The sequence below is a fragment of the Gluconobacter sp. R75690 genome (assembly GCF_015244525.1).
GTDB classification, from domain to species: domain Bacteria; phylum Pseudomonadota; class Alphaproteobacteria; order Acetobacterales; family Acetobacteraceae; genus Gluconobacter; species Gluconobacter potus.
Map to the genome: position 1 here is coordinate 168,760 of NZ_JABCQB010000004.1, position 16,974 is coordinate 185,733.

Below are 16,974 nucleotides of genomic sequence, written 5' to 3' on the forward strand. Positions count from 1 at the left end.
TGTTCCGCCTTCTGTCATGGGCTCTGCCTGTCCTGCTTTCACGCCCTGCGTGAGAGACTGCTTGGGTAAACACCCAGAATTCTCAGATCATCGCTGACCTGCTCCAGTTCCGCGAGCGCCGCCGCCAGAGGCGGCTGTTCCGGATGTCCCTCGACATCCATCAGGAACTGCGTCGCCGCAAACGAGCCGTCCAGCATGTAGCTTTCAATCCGCGTCATGTTGATACCATGCCGGGAGAATCCACCCAATGCCGCATAGAGCGCACCTGGACAGTTCCCAACCCGCATCAGCAACGTTGTCAGCACATCTGTGCGCTCGGGCGAGGGAATGCAAGGCTTGCGGGCCACACGATAAAAGCGCGTCGTGTTATGCGAGGCATCCTCGACATTGCTTCGAAGCACCATCAGCCCGTTCAGCTCGGCCGCCAGGGAAGATGCAATCGCCGCATCTTCCTTACGCCCCCACTGCGCCACCATCTCGGCCGCACCGGCGGTATCAAACTGCACCACGGGCTCCACGCCCAGTTCGCTGATCAGCTTGCGAACCTGTCCCAGTGCAACGGGATGTGTGTGAATCCGGCGGACATCTTCGATCTTCGCACCCGGTACACCCAGAAGGCAGTGCTCGACGCGCTGGAAATATTCCCCGACGATGTGAAGCCCGGCATCCGGCAGAAGCGAATGAATATCCGGCACACGCCCGGCCAGCGTATTCTCACAGGCCAGAAGCGCTTCGTCCGCCCGGCCGTCATGCACGGCGTCGATCGCATCGGCAAAGGTCGGGCACGGCAGCGTGGTCCAGCCCGGCCGCGCCTGACGGCAGGCCAGATCGGAATAGGCGCCTGGACGGCCCTGAAATGCAATGACCGGCATCAGACCAATCCTCTCACATGCTCAAGATCAGCAGGCGTATCCACGCCCTGAGGCGCGTGGTCAATCCTCGCGCAGCCGATCGTCATGCCGGCTTCAAGCGCCCGCAGCTGTTCCAGACTCTCCCGACGTTCCAGCGCGGAGGGCGGCAACGCCACGAAACGCTCCAGCGCGGCGCGGCGCCAGGCATAGATCCCGACGTGATGCCAGTGTGCCCCTTCACCCCACGGGATGGGCATCCGCGAAAAATACAATGCACGGGCCACATCTGCCTCGCCGAATGCGCAGGCAATCTTCACGACCTGGGAAGCATCACGCTCGGCATCGCTGGTCACGGGAGCCGCCAGTGTTCCGATATCGAACGTGAGATCTTCCAGTGGCTTCAGGACAGCAGTCAGGCTGGAAGGTTCGATCAGGGGCAGATCACCCTGAAGGTTGATCACCACATCGTGCCTGCCCTCCGGGTCCACCTCCGCGAGGGCGGCATGCACACGGTCGGACCCGCTCGCCAGTCCCGAGTCGGTGAGCACACCCCGCACATCGGGAATATCCCTGATGACATCAAGGATTTCAGGATCCCCCGCTGCAACGACAACCGGTCCGGCCTTTGCTGCCAGCGCACGCCGGACCACGCGGACGATCATGGGCACGCCGCCAATATCAGCGAGGGGCTTGCGCGGCAGGCGGGTCGAAGCAAGTCTGGAGGGAATGACAATGATCGGATGCATGGCCCCTCTGATGCCGCCCCCCAGAACGGGCGTCAATCTCATGCCACGCTCCTGGGACGGGAATAGACGAAAATCATGAGTGAAACGGTTCTGCAGACCGCCATTGAAGCCGCCACAGCCTGCGCCGACATCGCCCGCAGGACCGTCCTGCCCCATTTCCGGACGTCCCTTCGTGCCGACGCCAAATCCGACGACAGCCCCGTCACCATTGCAGACCGTCAGGCCGAACAGGCCATGCGCAGCATTCTTGAGGAACGTCTGCCGGAGCACGCCATCCTTGGCGAGGAAAACGGCATGAGCGGCGCCAGCAGCGACTGGCTCTGGGTTCTCGATCCCATTGATGGCACCCGTGCTTTCCTGACCGGCCGCCCCACTTTCGGCACACTCATTGCGCTCTTTCACAAGAGCCGCCCCGTCCTCGGGCTGATTGACCAGCCCGTGACTGGCGAGCGCTGGCTCGGCGTTACGGGGCGACCAACCACCTTCCTGTCCGAGCGTCTGCCCGGCACCATCGGCACGCGCCCCTGCCCGGAAGCGGCCGAAGCGGAACTGTCCTGCACGGCCCCCGAAATCATGACCGCGGAGCACGCCCCGCGTTTTGCCAACCTGCAAAAACATACCCGCCGCACGTCATGGGGCGGAGACTGCTATGCCTACGGACTGCTCGCCCTGGGCCAGATCGATGTCATTGCCGAGTGCACCATGAAACCCTGGGACTGGGGGGCACTCGTTCCGGTCGTGGAAGGGGCAGGCGGCCGTATCACGGACTGGCAGGGACAACCGCTCACCCTTGAAAGCGATGGCACTGTCCTGGCCTGCGGAGACGCAACCCTGCTTCCCGAACTCGTCCGCCACCTTTCCTGAATCCCGCCAATCGGCTAGGGAGAAGGCCCCGGCGGACATGGCGGCAGACATGAGCCGGGACCGGTCTGGTCACGGCCAGACCTGATGGAAGCAGTTTGAATTGAAACCGGAGCCTTCCGGTTCATGACCGGGACGGATTTATGGAAACGCAGTTCTCTCTCCCCAAAAACAAGATCCGCATTCTTCTTCTGGAAGGCATTCACGAAAGCGCCGCAGCCCATTTCGCCGCCGAGGGCTATACCGAAGTGACGCGCGTCAAGGGCGCGCTCGAAGGCGATGCGCTAAAGGAAGCCCTTCAGGGTGTGCACATGGTCGGCATCCGCAGCCGGACGCAGCTGACACGCGAAGTCCTTGAAGGCGCAGACCGCCTCATGGCCATTGGCTGCTTCTGCATCGGCACGAACCAGGTCGATCTCAACGCCGCACGCATGCTCGGCATTCCCGTCTTCAATGCACCGTTCAGCAACACCCGTTCCGTGGCTGAACTGGTCATGGGCGAGATCGTCATGCTCCTCCGCCGTATCCCGTCGCGCTCGGAAGCCTGCCACCAGGGCGGCTGGGACAAATCCGCCACCAACGCCTGGGAAGTCCGCGGCAAGACGCTCGGCATCGTCGGCTACGGCTCCATCGGCTCGCAGCTTTCGGTCCTGGCCGAGGCCTTCGGCATGCGCGTCCTGTATTTCGACGTGATGCCGCGCCTGCCGCATGGCAACGCCATCGCCGTCTCCACCCTGCACGACCTGCTCGCACAGTCCGACATCGTCAGCCTCCATGTTCCGCAGACGCCGGAAACCGATCTTCTGATTGGAGAGACGGAAATCCGGGCCATGAAACCCAATTCCATCCTGCTCAACAACGCGCGCGGCAACGTCGTGGACCTTGAGGCCCTCGCGGCTGCTCTGAAGGACGGCCACCTGATGGGCGCGGGCGTGGACGTGTTCCCCATCGAACCCAAGAAGGCCGGAGAAGAGTTCAAGACGCCGCTTCAGGGTCTCGAAAACGTCATCCTCACGCCGCATATCGGCGGCTCCACGATGGAAGCGCAGGAGCGCATTGGCGTCGAGGTCGCCCGCAAACTGGTCGATTATTCAGACGTTGGCTCCACGATCGGATCCGTCAACTTTCCCAGTGTGCAGCTCCCCGAGCGCCCCCGTGGCACGCGCTTCATGCATGTCCATGCCAACCGGCCGGGCATCATGCGCCAGATCAATGACCTGTTCGCCTCGCAGAACTGCAACGTAACGGCCCAGTACCTCCAGACGGATGGTGAAGTCGGGTACGTCGTTGTCGAAGCCGAGTCAGAAGGCCCAGACATGGACACGAAGCTGCTGGACGGTCTCAAGGCCCTCGATGGCACATTGCGTGCCCGCCTGCTGTACCAGCGCGCCTGACACCCTTGCCGTTAACCAACGGTAAATAATTTCGGGCTAGGATTTGTCTCATGACGAGTCCCAGCCCGCATACACCTGCCCTCGCCCGCATCCAGAGCTTTGCCTTCTCGGGTATCGAAGCCGTTCCGGTCACGGTCGAGGTCCAGGTCTCCAGCGGCCTGCCGGCGTTTCTCGTCGTGGGACTGGCGGATAAATCCGTCGGCGAAGCCCGCGAACGTGTCCGTGCCGCCCTGACAGCCATGGGGCTGGCGCTTCCACCCAAACGCATCCTGGTCAATCTTGTGCCAGCCGATCTTCTCAAGGAAGGCGCACATTTCGATCTCCCCATCGCACTCGGACTGCTCTGCGCCATGGGGATTTTGTCGTTTGAGGCAGTCTCGGCCTATGCCGCAGTCGGTGAACTGTCACTGGATGGTCGGATCAATCCCGTTGCTGGCGTTCTTTCCGCTGCAATCGGAGCAGTCTCGGAAGGGTTGGGGCTGATCTGTCCGGCAGCCCAAGCGATGGAAGCACGCTGGGGCAATGACAGCACGGACGTTCTGGGCGCTCCCACACTCGCGGCCCTTGTTTCCCATTTTCAGGGACAGCAGATCCTGTCCCCAGCCCCGCTCCCGACCGCGCATGTCATCGAGTACGGCCCCGATCTTGCAGACGTCAAAGGTATGGCGATTGGACGACGGGCTCTGGAAATTGCCGCTGCCGGAGCTCATTCCATGCTCATGAGCGGACCACCAGGTGCGGGAAAATCCATGCTCGCCAGCCGCCTGCCCGGAATTCTACCCAACCTGACACGGGAAGAAGCGCTGGAGACCAGCCGGATCCACAGCGTTTCAGGCATTCTGCAAAACAGAAGGCTGGTTGTCCGACCGCCCTATCGCGCCCCGCATCATAGCGCGAGCCTTCCCGCCATTGTGGGTGGGGGTGCAAAAGCCCGGCCCGGCGAAGTCAGCCTTGCCAATAACGGCGTTCTGTTCCTCGACGAGCTTCCGGAGTTCTCACGGGCCTGTCTGGAATCCCTGCGCCAGCCCATCGAAACCGGCAGCATTTTCATCGCCCGCGCGGCGCATCACACGACCTATCCTGCACGTTTCCAGTTCATCGGCGCCATGAATCCCTGCCGCTGTGGCTACTTAGGTGATCTGGAACGGAGCTGTCGCAAGGCCCCGCGCTGCGGTGAGGACTACACGGCCAAGATTTCCGGCCCGATGCTCGATCGCATGGATCTGTGCGTGCAGATCGATCCGTTATCTCCCATCGACATCAGCCGCGCGCCGCAAGGAGAGAGCAGCGCCAAGGTTCGTGCTCGCGTTGAAATTGCCCGCCAACGTCAGATCGACCGTCAGGGCGTTCCCAATTCGCAGGTCTCTCCGGACCAGCTCGATATGGACGACGATGCCCGCTCCCTCGCCGAACAGGCCGCTGAAAAACTGCGCCTGTCCAATCGGGGTATTACGCGCCTGATCCGCGTCTCCCGTACCATCGCCGATCTGGAAGGCACGCAGAGCATCCAGCGCCATCACGTCGCTGAAGCTCTGACCTTCCGTCGCCGTTAAGGTTCAGAACTGAAGGCTGTCCAGCCCACGTGCCAGATCGGTCTTCAGATCCTCGACGTCTTCCAGTCCGATATGCAGACGGAATGTCGCGGATGTCGGACCACCCTCACCCGTCACGCGCCGGATATGCCCCGTGGTCGGCAGGACCAGACTTTCATATCCGCCCCAGGATGCGCCAATCCCGAACATACTGAATCCGTCGATCATCCGCTCGACGGCCTCAACGGAGATTTCCGGCTGAAGCTCCACCCCGAACAGGCCGCACGCTCCGGTAAAGTCGCGCTTCCAGAACTCATGCCCCGGACAGTCTTCCAGCGCGGGATGCAGAACCCGCGCCACTTCGGGGCGTGTCTTCAGCCACTGCGCGATTTCCAGTGCCGAACGTGACTGATGCGCCAGCCGCACCCCCATCGTCCGCAGACCCCGCAGCGTCAACCAGCAGTCATCCGGCCCGGCGCACAGTCCGAGCTGGATCGCGGCATCCCGCAGCGTTTTCCAGTGCGCCTCATCATTGACCGTAACCGATCCCATAATGACGTCAGAATGCCCGGCGGGATATTTCGACAGCGCCTGGATCGATACGTCCACACCATGAGTGAAGGGCTGGAACACACCGATCCCCCAGGTGTTGTCCAGCATCAGGAGCGCTCCGGCCTCATGTGCGATCCCGGCCAGCATGGGCACGTCCTGCACCTCAAAGGTGTGGCTGCCCGGACTTTCCGCAAACAGCACCTTCGTCTCCGGACGCATGAGCGCCAGAACTTCGTCTCGCGATGCCGTGGGCGGATAATAGGTCGTCGTCACGCCCATGCGTTGAAGCATCGTTCCGGCGAAACGCCGTGTCGGTCCGTACACCGAGTCGGGCAGCAGAAGATGGTCTCCGCAGCCCAGAAACGCCAGAAGCGGCAATGCGCAGGCAGCGAGTCCTGAGCCAACAACCTGGGTATGGGTCCCGCCCTCGATCCGGCTGAGCATTTCCTCAAGCTGATGCTGGATCGGCGATCCCATGGCGCCGTAGACCACCTTGTGGGCATGGCTGCGACCATCCGTCCGGTTCATGGCTTCCAGGGACGGAAACAGGACCGTCGACCCACGGCTCACCGGCGCATTCACGAATGTTCCCGATTCCGGAAGCTCGTGCGGACGTCCCTCGCGCACCAGCATGGAGGCCATCCGGCTCCATCCCGCGCTGACCTGCTTTTCCAGATCGCTCATGCTCATCCCTCTCCCGTCACAACCGGAGCGTCGGGGTCACTGCCCCATTCCGCCCAGGATCCATCATACAAAGCCGCATCGCCATATCCCGCGATCGCCAAAGCCGCCACGATTGTCGCGGCTGTCAGCCCGGAACCGCAGGTTGCGATCACCGATCGCCCGGCCGCCGCACCCAGAATCTGCTTCAGTTCTGGTGCAGGCAGAAAGCAGCCGCTTTCATTCACAAAACGCGTCCAGTCCATGCTCATTGCGCCGGGCATGTGGCCGCTCCGTACCCCGGGACGTGGTTCCGGAACTGTCGCCGCAAACCGTCCTGCACTCCGGGCATCGAGAACGAGACTGCCCTCCTGCTCCAGCGCAAGCTGCACATCCCCCGAACCCGCCAGAAGCCCGTAGCGGGGACAGGGCCGGAAAAGGACTGGCTCCTTTGTGGACGCTGCGCCCTCTTCCACCGGGCCGCCGGCCTTCAGCCAAGCCTCCAGCCCCCCATCGAGTATCCGCGCATTCCGGTGTCCGAACAGCCGCGCAAGCCACCAGCCCCGGGAGGCACCCACACTTCCGCGCGCGTCATAGAACACGACCGGTACATCCTCGCTCACCCCGAGGGCGCCCATCAGCCGGGCGAAGCGCGCGGCCCCCGGCACCGTATGCGGAAGCGGGCTGTCCGGGTCCGCAAAGACATCAATATCGAATCGCTGTGCGTCGGGCAGATGGCGCTGGGCAAAGGCGGCGTCGGGGTCGCCTTTCTGCCCCGGCAAAAGCACGCTGGCATCAAGGGGAATAAACCGGCCGACCTCGGAGATCAGGGTCGCGGCATCAACAAGTGGCGAGATCGTCATACCTGCACCATAGGTCGAGGGATGCGCCGGACGCCAGAGCGTGCCAATGTATCATTCCATGAACACGCAGCCCACAGAGTCATGCCGATCCGGGCTTCCGTCCGGCTCCAGTCAGGAGAACGGCACCGCATGACGACCGAGCGGATTCTCCTCGGCCTCATCCTGGCCGGAATCGCCTATGGATGCGGCATCATCCTGTGGCCTTTCCTCTCGGCCATCCTGTGGGCCGCGATCCTCGCCTTTACGACCTGGCCTATCTACCGCCGCATGCGCCGGCATGTCCGTCCCGTGCTGGCCGCCCTCGCCATGATGGGCCTGAGCGCGCTGTTCATCGTCGTGCCCCTGGCCGTCCTGACCAGCGCGGGCATCAGCGACATCCCCGGCACAATTTCGGAAATCGACAACCTGATCCTGCATGTCACCAGCGCGAACCCGCCTCCCGCCTGGCTGAACCGTATCCCGATGGCCGGTCCCCATCTCGTGGAAGCCTGGCACCATTTCAGCCATGACATCGGCGCCTTCGCGACCGAAGTGCTGCGCCCCTATGCCGGACAGATCGCCCATCTGACGCTGACGGTCCTGCTGCGTCTGGCAGGCGGCCTCGCCGAACTCGTCATGGCGCTGTTCGTCGCGTTCTTCCTGTGGCTCAACGGCGATCCGCTCGGCAACACCATCACCGCCCTGATCGACCGCATCGCCGGCCCCCACACCACGCCCCGCCTCATCAACATCATCGGCCGCACAGTCCGCGGCACGGTTTACGGCATCCTCGGCACCGCCCTGATCCAGGGCGTCCTTACGGGAATCGGCCTCATGCTGGCGGGCGTACCCTCTCCCGTTCTGCTGGCCGGTATTACCGCTTTCGTGGCCGTCTTTCCCATCGGCGCACCGCTCGTCTGGGTCCCGGCCGCAATCTGGCTGGGCATGACCCACCATTTCGGACACGGGCTGTTCCTGGCCATCTACGGCATCCTGATCATCTCGGGTGCCGATCACGTCATCCGCCCGGCCTTCATCGCCCGCGGTGCCCAGTTGCCCTATCTGCTGACCGTCCTGGGCGTTCTCGGCGGCATCGTGACCTTTGGCGGTGTAGGCATTTTCCTCGGCCCCGTCCTGCTGGCTGTCGGCTATACCCTGACCAGCGAGTTCGCCGCCGGCCCTCATCACCGAGAACGCAACCCCCTCTATCTGCCGGAGCCTCCGAAATGACGACGTCCCTTCAGTCCGGAGCCTCTTTCAAGATCCTGAGCTGGAACCTTTACCGCTGGGAAGGCGCGTCCCTCGAAGACGTCCTGACGGTTATCCGTGCGGAAGATCCCGATATCGTCGTCATGCAGGAAGCGCAGACAGCGGTAGACGAACTTCCCGAAATCCTCGGCGGCTATTACGACCGCATCCCGCTTCCAGGCAGACCGCATGGCACCGCCTGCTGGAGCCGCCTGCCGTTTACGCGCCCGCCCTCATTCTGCCGCCTGCCGCGCGGATTGCTGGTCAAGCGCACGGCACAGCTCATCGATTTCGGCAGCTTCTCGCTTGCCAACGTGCATCTGTCCCATGGCCAGATCCTCAACCGGCGCCAGCTTCGCAGCATCAGCGCCAACATGCGCCACCGCGCCGTCATCATGGGCGATTTCAACCTTGTCGGTCCCGTCCTGCTCCCGGGCTTTCTGGATGTTGGCCCAAAGGAAAAGACCCACCGGATGCTGAACCATGTTCCGCTGAGGCTGGACCGCTGCCTCGTGCGTGGCCTCTCCCGTCTGGAAGCGCGCGCCCTGCCACGCTTCGGCTCCGATCACCGCCCCATCTCCGTCACGCTGCGGCTGGGCGCGTAAGACCCTTACAGATAAGGCAGCAGCAGCCTGATCGCCGAATTGCGCATCCGGATCAGGAACGGCAGGCTGTCCAGATCATGATGCGTCAGCCGGTTGCGACGATGCGTCTGCATGAAGGTGGACAGGTCCTTCGCCACGCCAGTGTCATAGATTTCCAGGTTGATCTCGAAGTTCAGCCGCAGGGAGCGCATGTCGATATTGGCACTTCCCACGAAACTCCATTCATCATCCACAACCATCAGCTTGGAGTGATTGAACGGCGGATCGGCCATCCACACCCGACAACCCGCATCCAGAAACGGCCGCAGATTGGCATCCCGCGCATGGTCTATCAGCGCGTGATTGCTGCTTCTGGGCACCACGATATCGATCACCACGCCTCGCAAGGCCGCGAGAATAAGCTCCGTCGAGAAGCGGTCATCCGGCAGGAAGTATGGCGTCATAACCCAGATATGGCTCCGCGCCAGCGCGAAAGCCTGCAACATCCCGTATTCGATCTTTTCCAGATCCGTATCCGGCCCGGACGTCACGATCCGCATCGGCACATCCCCCACCGGGGACGGTTCGGGCAGATAACGCTCGCCTTCAAGTTCCTCACCCGTCGTGAACGACCAGTCCCAGGCGAATGCCACGGCAAGCTGATGCACGATCGGCCCCTGAAGGCGGAAATGCGTGTCCGCCACCGGCAGCTTCGTTCGAAGCCGGAGCATATTTTCCTCGCCGATGTTCAGGCCGCCCATGAAGCCGATGGTCCCGTCCACCACGAGGATCTTGCGGTGATTGCGCAGATTGATGAACGGCATGCGCCAAGGCCAGACCGAGTGCATGAACCGCGCGCAGGCCACACCCTCACGCCGCAGCCGGCGCTCGATCCCGCAACGGAAATATCCGCTCCCGATCCCGTCCACCAGAACCCGCACCTCAACACCGCGCCGTTTTGCCGCCACCAGGGCCCCGGCAAAACGCTGCCCGACCTCATCATCGCGAAAAATGTAGGAGCACAGGATGATCGACGTCTTCGCCTGCCCGATTGCCTCCAGCATAGCCGGATAGGCATTGTCCCCGTCATGCAGGCAGGTGATCGAATTGCCCCGCATCAGGGGCCGTTCCGTCAGACGGCCCAGCATCTTTGAAAGCGGCGCCAGATCGCCATCCACGGTCTGACGGTACTGCGCCAGTGGATCGCGCCCTTCCCACAGATGCCGGTTGACCATTTTCTGCGCCCGGCGCCGGACACGGTTGATCCCGAACATCAGATACAGCACCGTCCCCAGAACGGGCGCAATCCAGCAGATGCCGATCCAGCCCGTGCAGGACGCCGTATCGCGCTTGTGCACCAGCGCATGAACCGTGACGAGCAGGGGCAGCGTCCAGCGCAGAATCTGCATGACAATGTGGAAAACGGTCCAGTGCGTCATAAATCTCCCTGCGGCGGACATTCTGTGCTGCAAACAGCACATCAGCCCCCGGATCTTCTTCCGGCATCCTTTCGCAAAGATGGAGGATGCGCCAGCCCCCGTCCTTGCGATAGGATTATCTATCGGCCCCGTCTTTCGAAAAAGGAGAGCGTCCCATGCAGCATCGCCCACAGCTCTTCTACACGACGGCTCCGGCCCCGTGCCCCTACCTGCCCGACCGGACCGAACGCAAGGTCCTGACCGAACTCGCGGGCCCTGATGCCGTAGCCCTGCACAACCGCCTGTCCCAGGCCGGCTTCCGCCGCAGCCATGCGATCGCCTACGCTCCCGTCTGCGTCGGCTGCCGCGCCTGCACACCCATGCGCATCCCGGCTGCGACCTTTGAACCCACCCGGACACAGAAAAAAGTCCGCAGCCGCCATGCCGACCTCGTGGTGAACATCGTGCCGCCGATCCCCACCGACGAGCAATTCCGCCTGTTCGAGATGTATCAGGCCGTCCGCCATCCCGATGGTGACATGGCCCATATGTGCTGGCGCGATTACGCCGAACTCATCGCCAATACGCCGGTCGAGACGTTCCTGGCCGAATTCCGCCGCCCCGATGGCACGCTCGTCTGCGTCAGCCTGATCGACCGTCTGTCGGACGGGCTGTCCGCCGTCTACACCTTCTATGACGTCAACGACCTGACGGCCTCATGGGGCACGTTCTCGATCCTGTGGCTGATCGAAGAGACCGCCCGCATGGGGCTGGAACATCTCTATCTGGGCTATTACGTCCCGGGCAGCCCGAAGATGGCCTACAAGGCCGCCTTCGGCCCCGCCGAAGTCTTCCGTGACGGTCAATGGAGCCTGCTGGCGGCATTATCCCCCGCCTGAATGGGGGATGATCCCGCTTCAGCTCTTGCGCAGCATCCACTGCGGCGCCGCACGCCCCACGGCACCGCGGCGCCCCTCAAGCGGGACCAGATCCGCCGTCGCGCGGACACGCTGGCCTTCCTGCCACAACAGTCCTTCGGACAGGGTGAGCGTCCGGATATCCCGCAGCGTACTGTCGCCCAGTTTCTGGAACGCCACACCAGCCCCACGCGTCATTTCCGGCACCTGCTCCAGCGGGAAGATCAGCGCCCGCTTGTTCTGTCCCAGGGTCAGTACATGGGTGCCGCCCACCGGAATGCAGGCAAAGACCTCGTCGCCATCCTTGACGTTGAAGACCTGCTTGCCCGTCCGCTTCTCGGCCACCAGCCCTGCTTCAGACACGATCATGCCACGCCCGGCTGCCGAAGCGATCAGACGGCGTCCCTCATCCGAAACCGGGAACAGCGTCACCACGCGGTCTTCCTGCGGCACCTCCACCACGGTCCGGAACGGCTGCCCAAAACCACGTCCACGCGGCAGATCCGCTGCCTTGATCGTATAAGCCTTGCCGCTGCTGGAAATCAGGCACAGCCGGTCCGTGCTCTGGCACTCCACGGAGAGCCAGCCTTCGTCGCCTTCCTTGAAGCGGTGCCCCTGCGGATCGAGCCCATGGCCCTTCATGGCCCGGATCCACCCCTCGCGGGACAGCAGAACCGTCAGCGGCTCACGGTCGATTTCCAGCGCCGCAGAAATGTCGATGGGCTCAGGCGCGGCCGCAATCAGCGTCCGGCGGTCCCCCAGCGGACCGGAACCGAACTTCTTGATCGTGCCGTCCAGATCCTTGCCAATCCGGGTCCAGCGGCGACGCTCTGAGCCCAGCAGCGTCTCAAGGGCTTTCTGCTCATCCGCAAGCTTGTCCCGCTCGCGCCGGATTTCCATTTCCTCAAGCCGCCGCAGGGAGCGCAGCCGCATGTTCAGAACAGCTTCGGCCTGAACATCCGTCAGGCTGAACGTCGCCATCAGGCTGACCTTGGGCTCGTCCTCTTCACGGATAATCCGGATCACCTCATCGAGGTTCAGATAGACCGCAAGGAAACCTTCAAGAATCTCCAGCCGCCGCAGCACTGCCGCCAGACGGTGGTTCGAGCGCCGTACCAGCCCTTCATGGACGTGATCCAGCCACGCCCGCAGAACCTGCTTCAGCGACAGCACACCCGGAACACGGTCTCCACCCAGAACATTCATGTTCAGGCTGAACCGGTTTTCAAGCGCCGTGTTGCGGAACAGCGTCTCCATCAAGACTTCAGGCTCGACACCCTTGGTCTTGGGTTCCAGCACCAGACGGATATCGGTCGTGCTCTCGTCACGCACATCGCCCAGAAGCGGCAGCTTGCGCTGTTCCATCAGGTCGGCGATCTGCTCGATCAGACGCGATTTCTGTACCTGATACGGGATCTCGGTGACGATAATCACCCAGGTGCCAAACCGCCCCTGCTCGACTTCCCAGCGTGCCCGCGTCCGGAAACTGCCACGGCCGGTTTCGTAGGAGCGGATGATGGAGTCGCGCTCTTCAACCAGAATGCCACCCGTCGGGAAATCCGGCCCTGGCATGAGATCCACCAGTTCGGCAATCGTCACATCCGGCTTCTCGATCAGAAGCTTGGCGGCCCGGCAGATCTCTGCGGCATTATGCGGCGGAATGCTCGTCGCCATGCCCACGGCAATACCTGCCGCGCCATTCGCCAGCAGATTCGGGAACGTACCGGGCAGTACGATCGGTTCATGATCTTCATTGTCATAGGTTGCGCGAAAATCGACAGCGTCGTCCTGAATGCCGTCCAGCAGCGCCTGCGCCACTTCCGTCAGGCGGCTCTCGGTGTATCGCATGGCGGCCGCGCCATCGCCGTCGATGGAGCCGAAATTGCCCTGCCCCTCGACCAGCGGATAACGGACCGCAAAATCCTGCGCCAGACGCACCAGCGCTTCATACACGGAAGCATCGCCATGCGGATGGAACTTACCGATCACATCACCGACGACACGTGCACACTTTTTAAACCCTGATGTGGGATCAAGGCGGAGCTGCTGCATCGCATAAAGGAGGCGGCGGTGTACCGGCTTCAGGCCATCACGCACGTCCGGAAGGGACCGCGACATGATTGTCGACATCGCATACGCAATATATCGCTCGCTCAGAGCCTCAGCGAGCTTGGTATCCTCGATATGACCAGCCAGATCCGTTCCCATGCATCTCCCCTCTTTCGTGCAGGACTTAGACACTGGCGTGCCGTCCTGTCCAGCGCTCTCCTCATCGGCGCGGCCGCCTGCTCACCCTATCGGCCCGTACAGAAGGCGGAAGTGTCCTTCGCCCTGGCTGGTTTCAAGGCGCATCCTGCCGATACGACCGCACGCTGGGCGATGATGAACCTCCTGCCCCCCAACACCCTGACCTACCGCATGCAGAACGGACAGCCGGTCCTGCTCTACGCTGATCCCATCGCCTGCGGTTGTGTCTATATGGGCGACAAGACGGCCTATGCTGCCTACAAGGCCAGCCATCAAATCGATGTCGCGCAGGAGCAGCGCATGACGGCCGAGATCAACCAGCACCCCGGATGGGACTGGTCCGTCTGGGACAGCACGGCCGATGTAGACGTCGTCAACGGTCTGCGTCCCGGCCCCAGCCACGTTTTTTACTGATCGGACTCCGCATCAGCGCCCGGTGCAGGCTGAAGCCGCTGCACATACTCCACCAGCCGCTCCCGCGCTGCGGGCAGCGGCTGGTGCCGCACGCCAAAGACCCAGCGTGACAGGAAATGTCCCGTCAGCGCCAGACCATCTTTCCAGTCTTCAGGCGTTCCGTCCTGTGTTTCATCCGTCATCAGTGCGGGTAACGGAAGAAGCCTGTCCCGCCATTCGCCAGCCCCTTCCCGGCTTACCGCCCTTCCCGACCGCGGTGACACGTAGATCAGATCTTCTCGGGTGCCCGTCACTGCACATTCCGACAGGTCCAGCCCATAACCGAGCCCTGCCAGAAGCTGGGCTTCCCAGCGCAGATAGGCGCCCATCGGCGCAGGCTCGGGTGCCACGCTGATCAGCGTCAGAAGACGGACCAGCCGCATGAAAAGTTCCGGATGAGGCTCGCCCTGTGGGAGCGCCCCATCGACCAGCGCGCAGGCACTGCTCACCATTTCAAGCTGTAACGGAGCATCCAGAATGCGCCCCGCCACGCACTGAACCGGCTCGGCCGTCAGGGTCCCAAGCTGATCCGCGAGCCGCGCCCGCCAGCGCGCCATGACCAGATTGCCGGTCTGCCACAGGGAGGCCTGGCGCCGGGAAGCCCCTCCGCGCGCCATGCCATGCGAGACCCCGTGCTCCTCGCTGAACAGATGGACAAGCGCGCTTCCTTCGCCGTAAGGGCGGACTGACAGAACCAGCGCCGCCGCTTCCCATTCCATCATCCATCCTCCCCGATCCATACGCCAAAACGCAAAAGGCCCCCACACGCCGGAGCGCACAGGGGCCTTTCTACAGACTTTCGAGCCCGACCTGAACCGGGCAGACCCAGCTCAGGACAGGAACGGAAAACCTTACTTGGTGCCGGCAGCAGCGGCGACTTCAGCAGCGAAGTCGCTCTCTTCTTTCTCGATGCCTTCACCGAGCTGGAAGCGCTCGAAACCGACCAGCTTCGCGCCAGCCTTCTCGACAACCTTGGCCACGCGGCTTTCGCCGTCCAGAACCCACACCTGCTCCAGAAGAACGACTTCCTCATAGAACTTGCGGATACGGCCTTCGACCATCTTCTCGATGATGGCTTCCGGCTTGCCGGACTCACGGGCCTGCTCGATCAGAACGGCGCGCTCGCGCTCCAGGGCTTCCGGATCAACGCTGGCAACGTCCAGGGCAGCCGGACGGGTTGCGGCAACGTGCATGCCAATCTGGCGGCCCAGCGTCAGCAGGGCGTCGGACTCGGACGGCGCTTCCAGAGCGGCCAGAACGCCGATCTTGCCAATGCCCGGACGCAGTGCGCTGTGGACGTAGCTGGCGACAACGCCGGACTCGACCGACAGGACCTTGGCGCGACGGATGGCCATGTTCTCGCCGATCGTGGCAATCAGGTGCGTCAGTTCATCAGCGACCGTACGGCCCGACGGAACCTTGCCAGCCTTGATGGCGTCCAGATCGTCGCCGACTTCCAGAGCAACGTGAGCGACCTGCTCGACGAATGCCTGGAATGCCTCGTTACGGCCAACGAAGTCCGTCTCGGCGTTCACTTCGACCATGGCGGCGCGGTTCTTGGCGGACACAACGCCAACCAGACCTTCAGCCGTTGTGCGGCCGGACTTCTTCGCAGCCTGGGACAGACCCTTCGTGCGCAGCCAGTCAATGGCGGCGTCCATATCGCCAGCAGCTTCCGTCAGGGCCTTCTTGCAATCCATCATGCCTGCGCCAGTGGCTTCGCGCAGTTCGCGGACCAGGGCTGCTGTGATTTCTGCCATTTATCTCATCCCTCAAAAAAGATCATGCGGCCGGACGAACTCGCCCGGCCGCATGCCATGTTTCAGTTGCCGTTTTCCATGACCGGACCCCGGCAGTCTGTTCAGCCGGCGGAAGCGGGAGCTTCTGCGCCTTCAGCAGCGGCGGCTTCCAGAACAGCCGTCTCAGCCGGCAGTTCTTCAGCAGCACCGATGTCCTGACCCGAAGCAGCCAGCTCGGCGGAAATACCGTCGAGAACCGCGCCGGAGACCAGGTCGCAATACAGGGTGATGGCGCGGATGGCGTCATCATTGCCCGGGATCGGATAGGTCACGCCAGCAGGATTGGAGTTGCTGTCGAGGACGCCGATGACCGGAATGCCAAGCTTCGTGGCTTCTTCGATCGCCAGCTTTTCCTTGTTCGTATCGATCACGAACAGCAGGTCGGGCAGGCCACCCATTTCCTTGATGCCGCCGAGGGAGCGCTCGAGCTTCTCGCGGTCACGCGTGATGTCGAGAACTTCCTTCTTCGTCAGGCCAGCCGTGTCACCGGACAGCATCTCGTCGATCTGGCGCAGACGCTTGATGGAACCCGTGATGGTCTTCCAGTTGGTCAGCATGCCACCGAGCCAGCGGTGGTTGACGTAGTACTGGCCGCAACGCTGTGCAGCTTCAGCAACATGGTCAGCCGCAGCGCGCTTGGTGCCGACGAACAGGACGCGACCACCGTTGGCGACCGTGTCACGAACAACCTTCAGGGCGCGGTCCAGCATCGGAACCGTCTGCTGCAGGTCGATGATGTGAACCTGGTTACGCACACCGAACAGGTACGGCGCCATGGCCGGGTTCCAGCGACGGGTGTGGTGACCGAAATGAACGCCGGCTTCAAGGAGCTGGCGCATGGTGAAATCAGGCATTGCCATGATTCGGAAA

16 protein-coding genes are annotated in these 16,974 nt (G+C 62.8%); 7 read left to right on the forward strand and 9 right to left on the reverse strand.

All coding sequences use genetic code 11. The features are described from left to right. Positions 1 to 38: 38 nt before the first annotated feature. Positions 39 to 872 carry a prephenate dehydratase gene (locus tag HKD27_RS06405; protein WP_062498100.1) on the reverse strand — a complete coding sequence of 278 codons (834 nt, stop codon included), beginning with the start codon at positions 870 to 872 and terminating at the stop codon, positions 39 to 41. Then, a complete protein-coding gene (locus HKD27_RS06410) occupies positions 872 to 1,597 on the reverse strand; it encodes a 3-deoxy-manno-octulosonate cytidylyltransferase (RefSeq protein ID WP_194689022.1) in 726 nt (241 codons plus the stop codon). The genes HKD27_RS06405 and HKD27_RS06410 overlap by 1 nt, the downstream gene beginning before the upstream one ends. Positions 1,598 to 1,672: 75 nt before the next feature. On the opposite strand from HKD27_RS06410, the gene HKD27_RS06415 reads away from it, so the two are divergent. From HKD27_RS06415 to HKD27_RS06425, 3 genes are all read left to right on the forward strand, one after another. After that, on the forward strand, positions 1,673 to 2,461 hold the full coding sequence (locus tag HKD27_RS06415; RefSeq protein WP_194688940.1) for an inositol monophosphatase family protein: 789 nt from the start codon (positions 1,673 to 1,675) through the stop codon (positions 2,459 to 2,461). A gap of 140 nt (positions 2,462 to 2,601) precedes the next feature. Continuing rightward, positions 2,602 to 3,852, forward strand: coding sequence for a phosphoglycerate dehydrogenase (gene serA, locus HKD27_RS06420; protein ID WP_194688941.1), 1,251 nt, complete (start codon positions 2,602 to 2,604; stop codon positions 3,850 to 3,852). 50 nt (positions 3,853 to 3,902) lie between these two features. Further along, positions 3,903 to 5,405 (forward strand): YifB family Mg chelatase-like AAA ATPase, encoded by a 1,503-nt coding sequence (locus tag HKD27_RS06425; protein WP_194688942.1) that lies wholly within the window; start codon positions 3,903 to 3,905, stop codon positions 5,403 to 5,405. Between the two features lie 3 nt (positions 5,406 to 5,408). Here HKD27_RS06425 and metC read toward each other — a convergent pair whose 3' ends face one another. Both metC and HKD27_RS06435 read right to left on the reverse strand, forming a co-directional pair. Then, complete coding sequence (gene metC / locus HKD27_RS06430; protein ID WP_194688943.1) at positions 5,409 to 6,620, reverse strand: cystathionine beta-lyase; 1,212 nt, start codon at positions 6,618 to 6,620, stop codon at positions 5,409 to 5,411. 2 nt (positions 6,621 to 6,622) lie between these two features. Next, complete coding sequence (locus tag HKD27_RS06435) at positions 6,623 to 7,459, reverse strand: sulfurtransferase (protein ID WP_194688944.1); 837 nt, start codon at positions 7,457 to 7,459, stop codon at positions 6,623 to 6,625. A 129-nt stretch (positions 7,460 to 7,588) separates the two neighbouring features. Between HKD27_RS06435 and HKD27_RS06440 the strand changes: the two genes are divergently transcribed. Together HKD27_RS06440 and HKD27_RS06445 are read left to right on the forward strand one after the other, a co-directional pair. Next, positions 7,589 to 8,668, forward strand: coding sequence for an AI-2E family transporter (locus HKD27_RS06440; protein WP_194688945.1), 1,080 nt, complete (start codon positions 7,589 to 7,591; stop codon positions 8,666 to 8,668). After that, positions 8,665 to 9,291, forward strand: a complete 627-nt coding sequence (locus HKD27_RS06445) for an endonuclease/exonuclease/phosphatase family protein (protein ID WP_011251671.1) — start codon at positions 8,665 to 8,667, stop codon at positions 9,289 to 9,291. The genes HKD27_RS06440 and HKD27_RS06445 overlap by 4 nt, the downstream gene beginning before the upstream one ends. 5 nt (positions 9,292 to 9,296) lie before the next feature. Here the strand turns inward: HKD27_RS06445 and cls are convergent, their stop codons facing one another. Beyond that, entirely contained in the window at positions 9,297 to 10,709 is a 1,413-nt protein-coding gene (gene cls / locus HKD27_RS06450; RefSeq protein WP_194688946.1) for a cardiolipin synthase, read from the reverse strand. Between the two features lie 155 nt (positions 10,710 to 10,864). Here cls and HKD27_RS06455 point away from each other — a divergent pair, with 155 nt between their 5' ends. Further along, a complete protein-coding gene (locus HKD27_RS06455; protein ID WP_081107398.1) occupies positions 10,865 to 11,587 on the forward strand; it encodes an arginyltransferase in 723 nt (240 codons plus the stop codon). Between the two features lie 18 nt (positions 11,588 to 11,605). Here the strand turns inward: HKD27_RS06455 and parC are convergent, their stop codons facing one another. Further along, positions 11,606 to 13,813, reverse strand: a complete 2,208-nt coding sequence (parC, locus tag HKD27_RS06460; protein WP_194688947.1) for a DNA topoisomerase IV subunit A — start codon at positions 13,811 to 13,813, stop codon at positions 11,606 to 11,608. Here parC and HKD27_RS06465 point away from each other — a divergent pair. Beyond that, a complete protein-coding gene (locus HKD27_RS06465) occupies positions 13,790 to 14,266 on the forward strand; it encodes a hypothetical protein (RefSeq protein ID WP_194688948.1) in 477 nt (158 codons plus the stop codon). The genes parC and HKD27_RS06465 overlap by 24 nt on opposite strands. Here HKD27_RS06465 and recO read toward each other — a convergent pair. The 3 genes from recO to rpsB form a co-directional block, all read right to left on the reverse strand. Further along, positions 14,260 to 15,024: a DNA repair protein RecO gene (gene recO, locus HKD27_RS06470; RefSeq protein ID WP_194689023.1), complete on the reverse strand. Its 765-nt coding sequence runs from the start codon at positions 15,022 to 15,024 to the stop codon at positions 14,260 to 14,262. The two genes, HKD27_RS06465 and recO, sit on opposite strands and share 7 nt — an antisense overlap. A gap of 132 nt (positions 15,025 to 15,156) precedes the next feature. After that, positions 15,157 to 16,065 (reverse strand): translation elongation factor Ts, encoded by a 909-nt coding sequence (gene tsf, locus HKD27_RS06475; protein ID WP_062498120.1) that lies wholly within the window; start codon positions 16,063 to 16,065, stop codon positions 15,157 to 15,159. Positions 16,066 to 16,166: 101 nt separating this feature from the next. Beyond that, on the reverse strand, positions 16,167 to 16,964 hold the full coding sequence (gene rpsB, locus HKD27_RS06480) for a 30S ribosomal protein S2 (RefSeq protein WP_011251676.1): 798 nt from the start codon (positions 16,962 to 16,964) through the stop codon (positions 16,167 to 16,169). Positions 16,965 to 16,974: the final 10 nt, after the last annotated feature.

What these genes read in the sequence shown, in the direction of transcription:
- parC (WP_194688947.1), bottom strand. Translation starts at nt 13,813, where the DNA reads ATGGGAACGGATCTGGCTGGTCATATCGAGGATACCAAGCTCGCTGAG.
- rpsB (WP_011251676.1), bottom strand. Translation starts at nt 16,964, where the DNA reads ATGGCAATGCCTGATTTCACCATGCGCCAGCTCCTTGAAGCCGGCGTT.
- cls (WP_194688946.1), bottom strand. Translation starts at nt 10,709, where the DNA reads ATGACGCACTGGACCGTTTTCCACATTGTCATGCAGATTCTGCGCTGG.
- metC (WP_194688943.1), bottom strand. Translation starts at nt 6,620, where the DNA reads ATGAGCGATCTGGAAAAGCAGGTCAGCGCGGGATGGAGCCGGATGGCC.
- HKD27_RS06415 (WP_194688940.1), top strand. Translation starts at nt 1,673, where the DNA reads ATGAGTGAAACGGTTCTGCAGACCGCCATTGAAGCCGCCACAGCCTGC.
- HKD27_RS06425 (WP_194688942.1), top strand. Translation starts at nt 3,903, where the DNA reads ATGACGAGTCCCAGCCCGCATACACCTGCCCTCGCCCGCATCCAGAGC.
- recO (WP_194689023.1), bottom strand. Translation starts at nt 15,024, where the DNA reads ATGGAATGGGAAGCGGCGGCGCTGGTTCTGTCAGTCCGCCCTTACGGC.
- HKD27_RS06455 (WP_081107398.1), top strand. Translation starts at nt 10,865, where the DNA reads ATGCAGCATCGCCCACAGCTCTTCTACACGACGGCTCCGGCCCCGTGC.
- HKD27_RS06440 (WP_194688945.1), top strand. Translation starts at nt 7,589, where the DNA reads ATGACGACCGAGCGGATTCTCCTCGGCCTCATCCTGGCCGGAATCGCC.
- HKD27_RS06410 (WP_194689022.1), bottom strand. Translation starts at nt 1,597, where the DNA reads ATGCATCCGATCATTGTCATTCCCTCCAGACTTGCTTCGACCCGCCTG.
- HKD27_RS06445 (WP_011251671.1), top strand. Translation starts at nt 8,665, where the DNA reads ATGACGACGTCCCTTCAGTCCGGAGCCTCTTTCAAGATCCTGAGCTGG.
- HKD27_RS06435 (WP_194688944.1), bottom strand. Translation starts at nt 7,459, where the DNA reads ATGACGATCTCGCCACTTGTTGATGCCGCGACCCTGATCTCCGAGGTC.
- HKD27_RS06465 (WP_194688948.1), top strand. Translation starts at nt 13,790, where the DNA reads ATGACCAGCCAGATCCGTTCCCATGCATCTCCCCTCTTTCGTGCAGGA.
- HKD27_RS06405 (WP_062498100.1), bottom strand. Translation starts at nt 872, where the DNA reads ATGCCGGTCATTGCATTTCAGGGCCGTCCAGGCGCCTATTCCGATCTG.
- tsf (WP_062498120.1), bottom strand. Translation starts at nt 16,065, where the DNA reads ATGGCAGAAATCACAGCAGCCCTGGTCCGCGAACTGCGCGAAGCCACT.
- serA (WP_194688941.1), top strand. Translation starts at nt 2,602, where the DNA reads ATGGAAACGCAGTTCTCTCTCCCCAAAAACAAGATCCGCATTCTTCTT.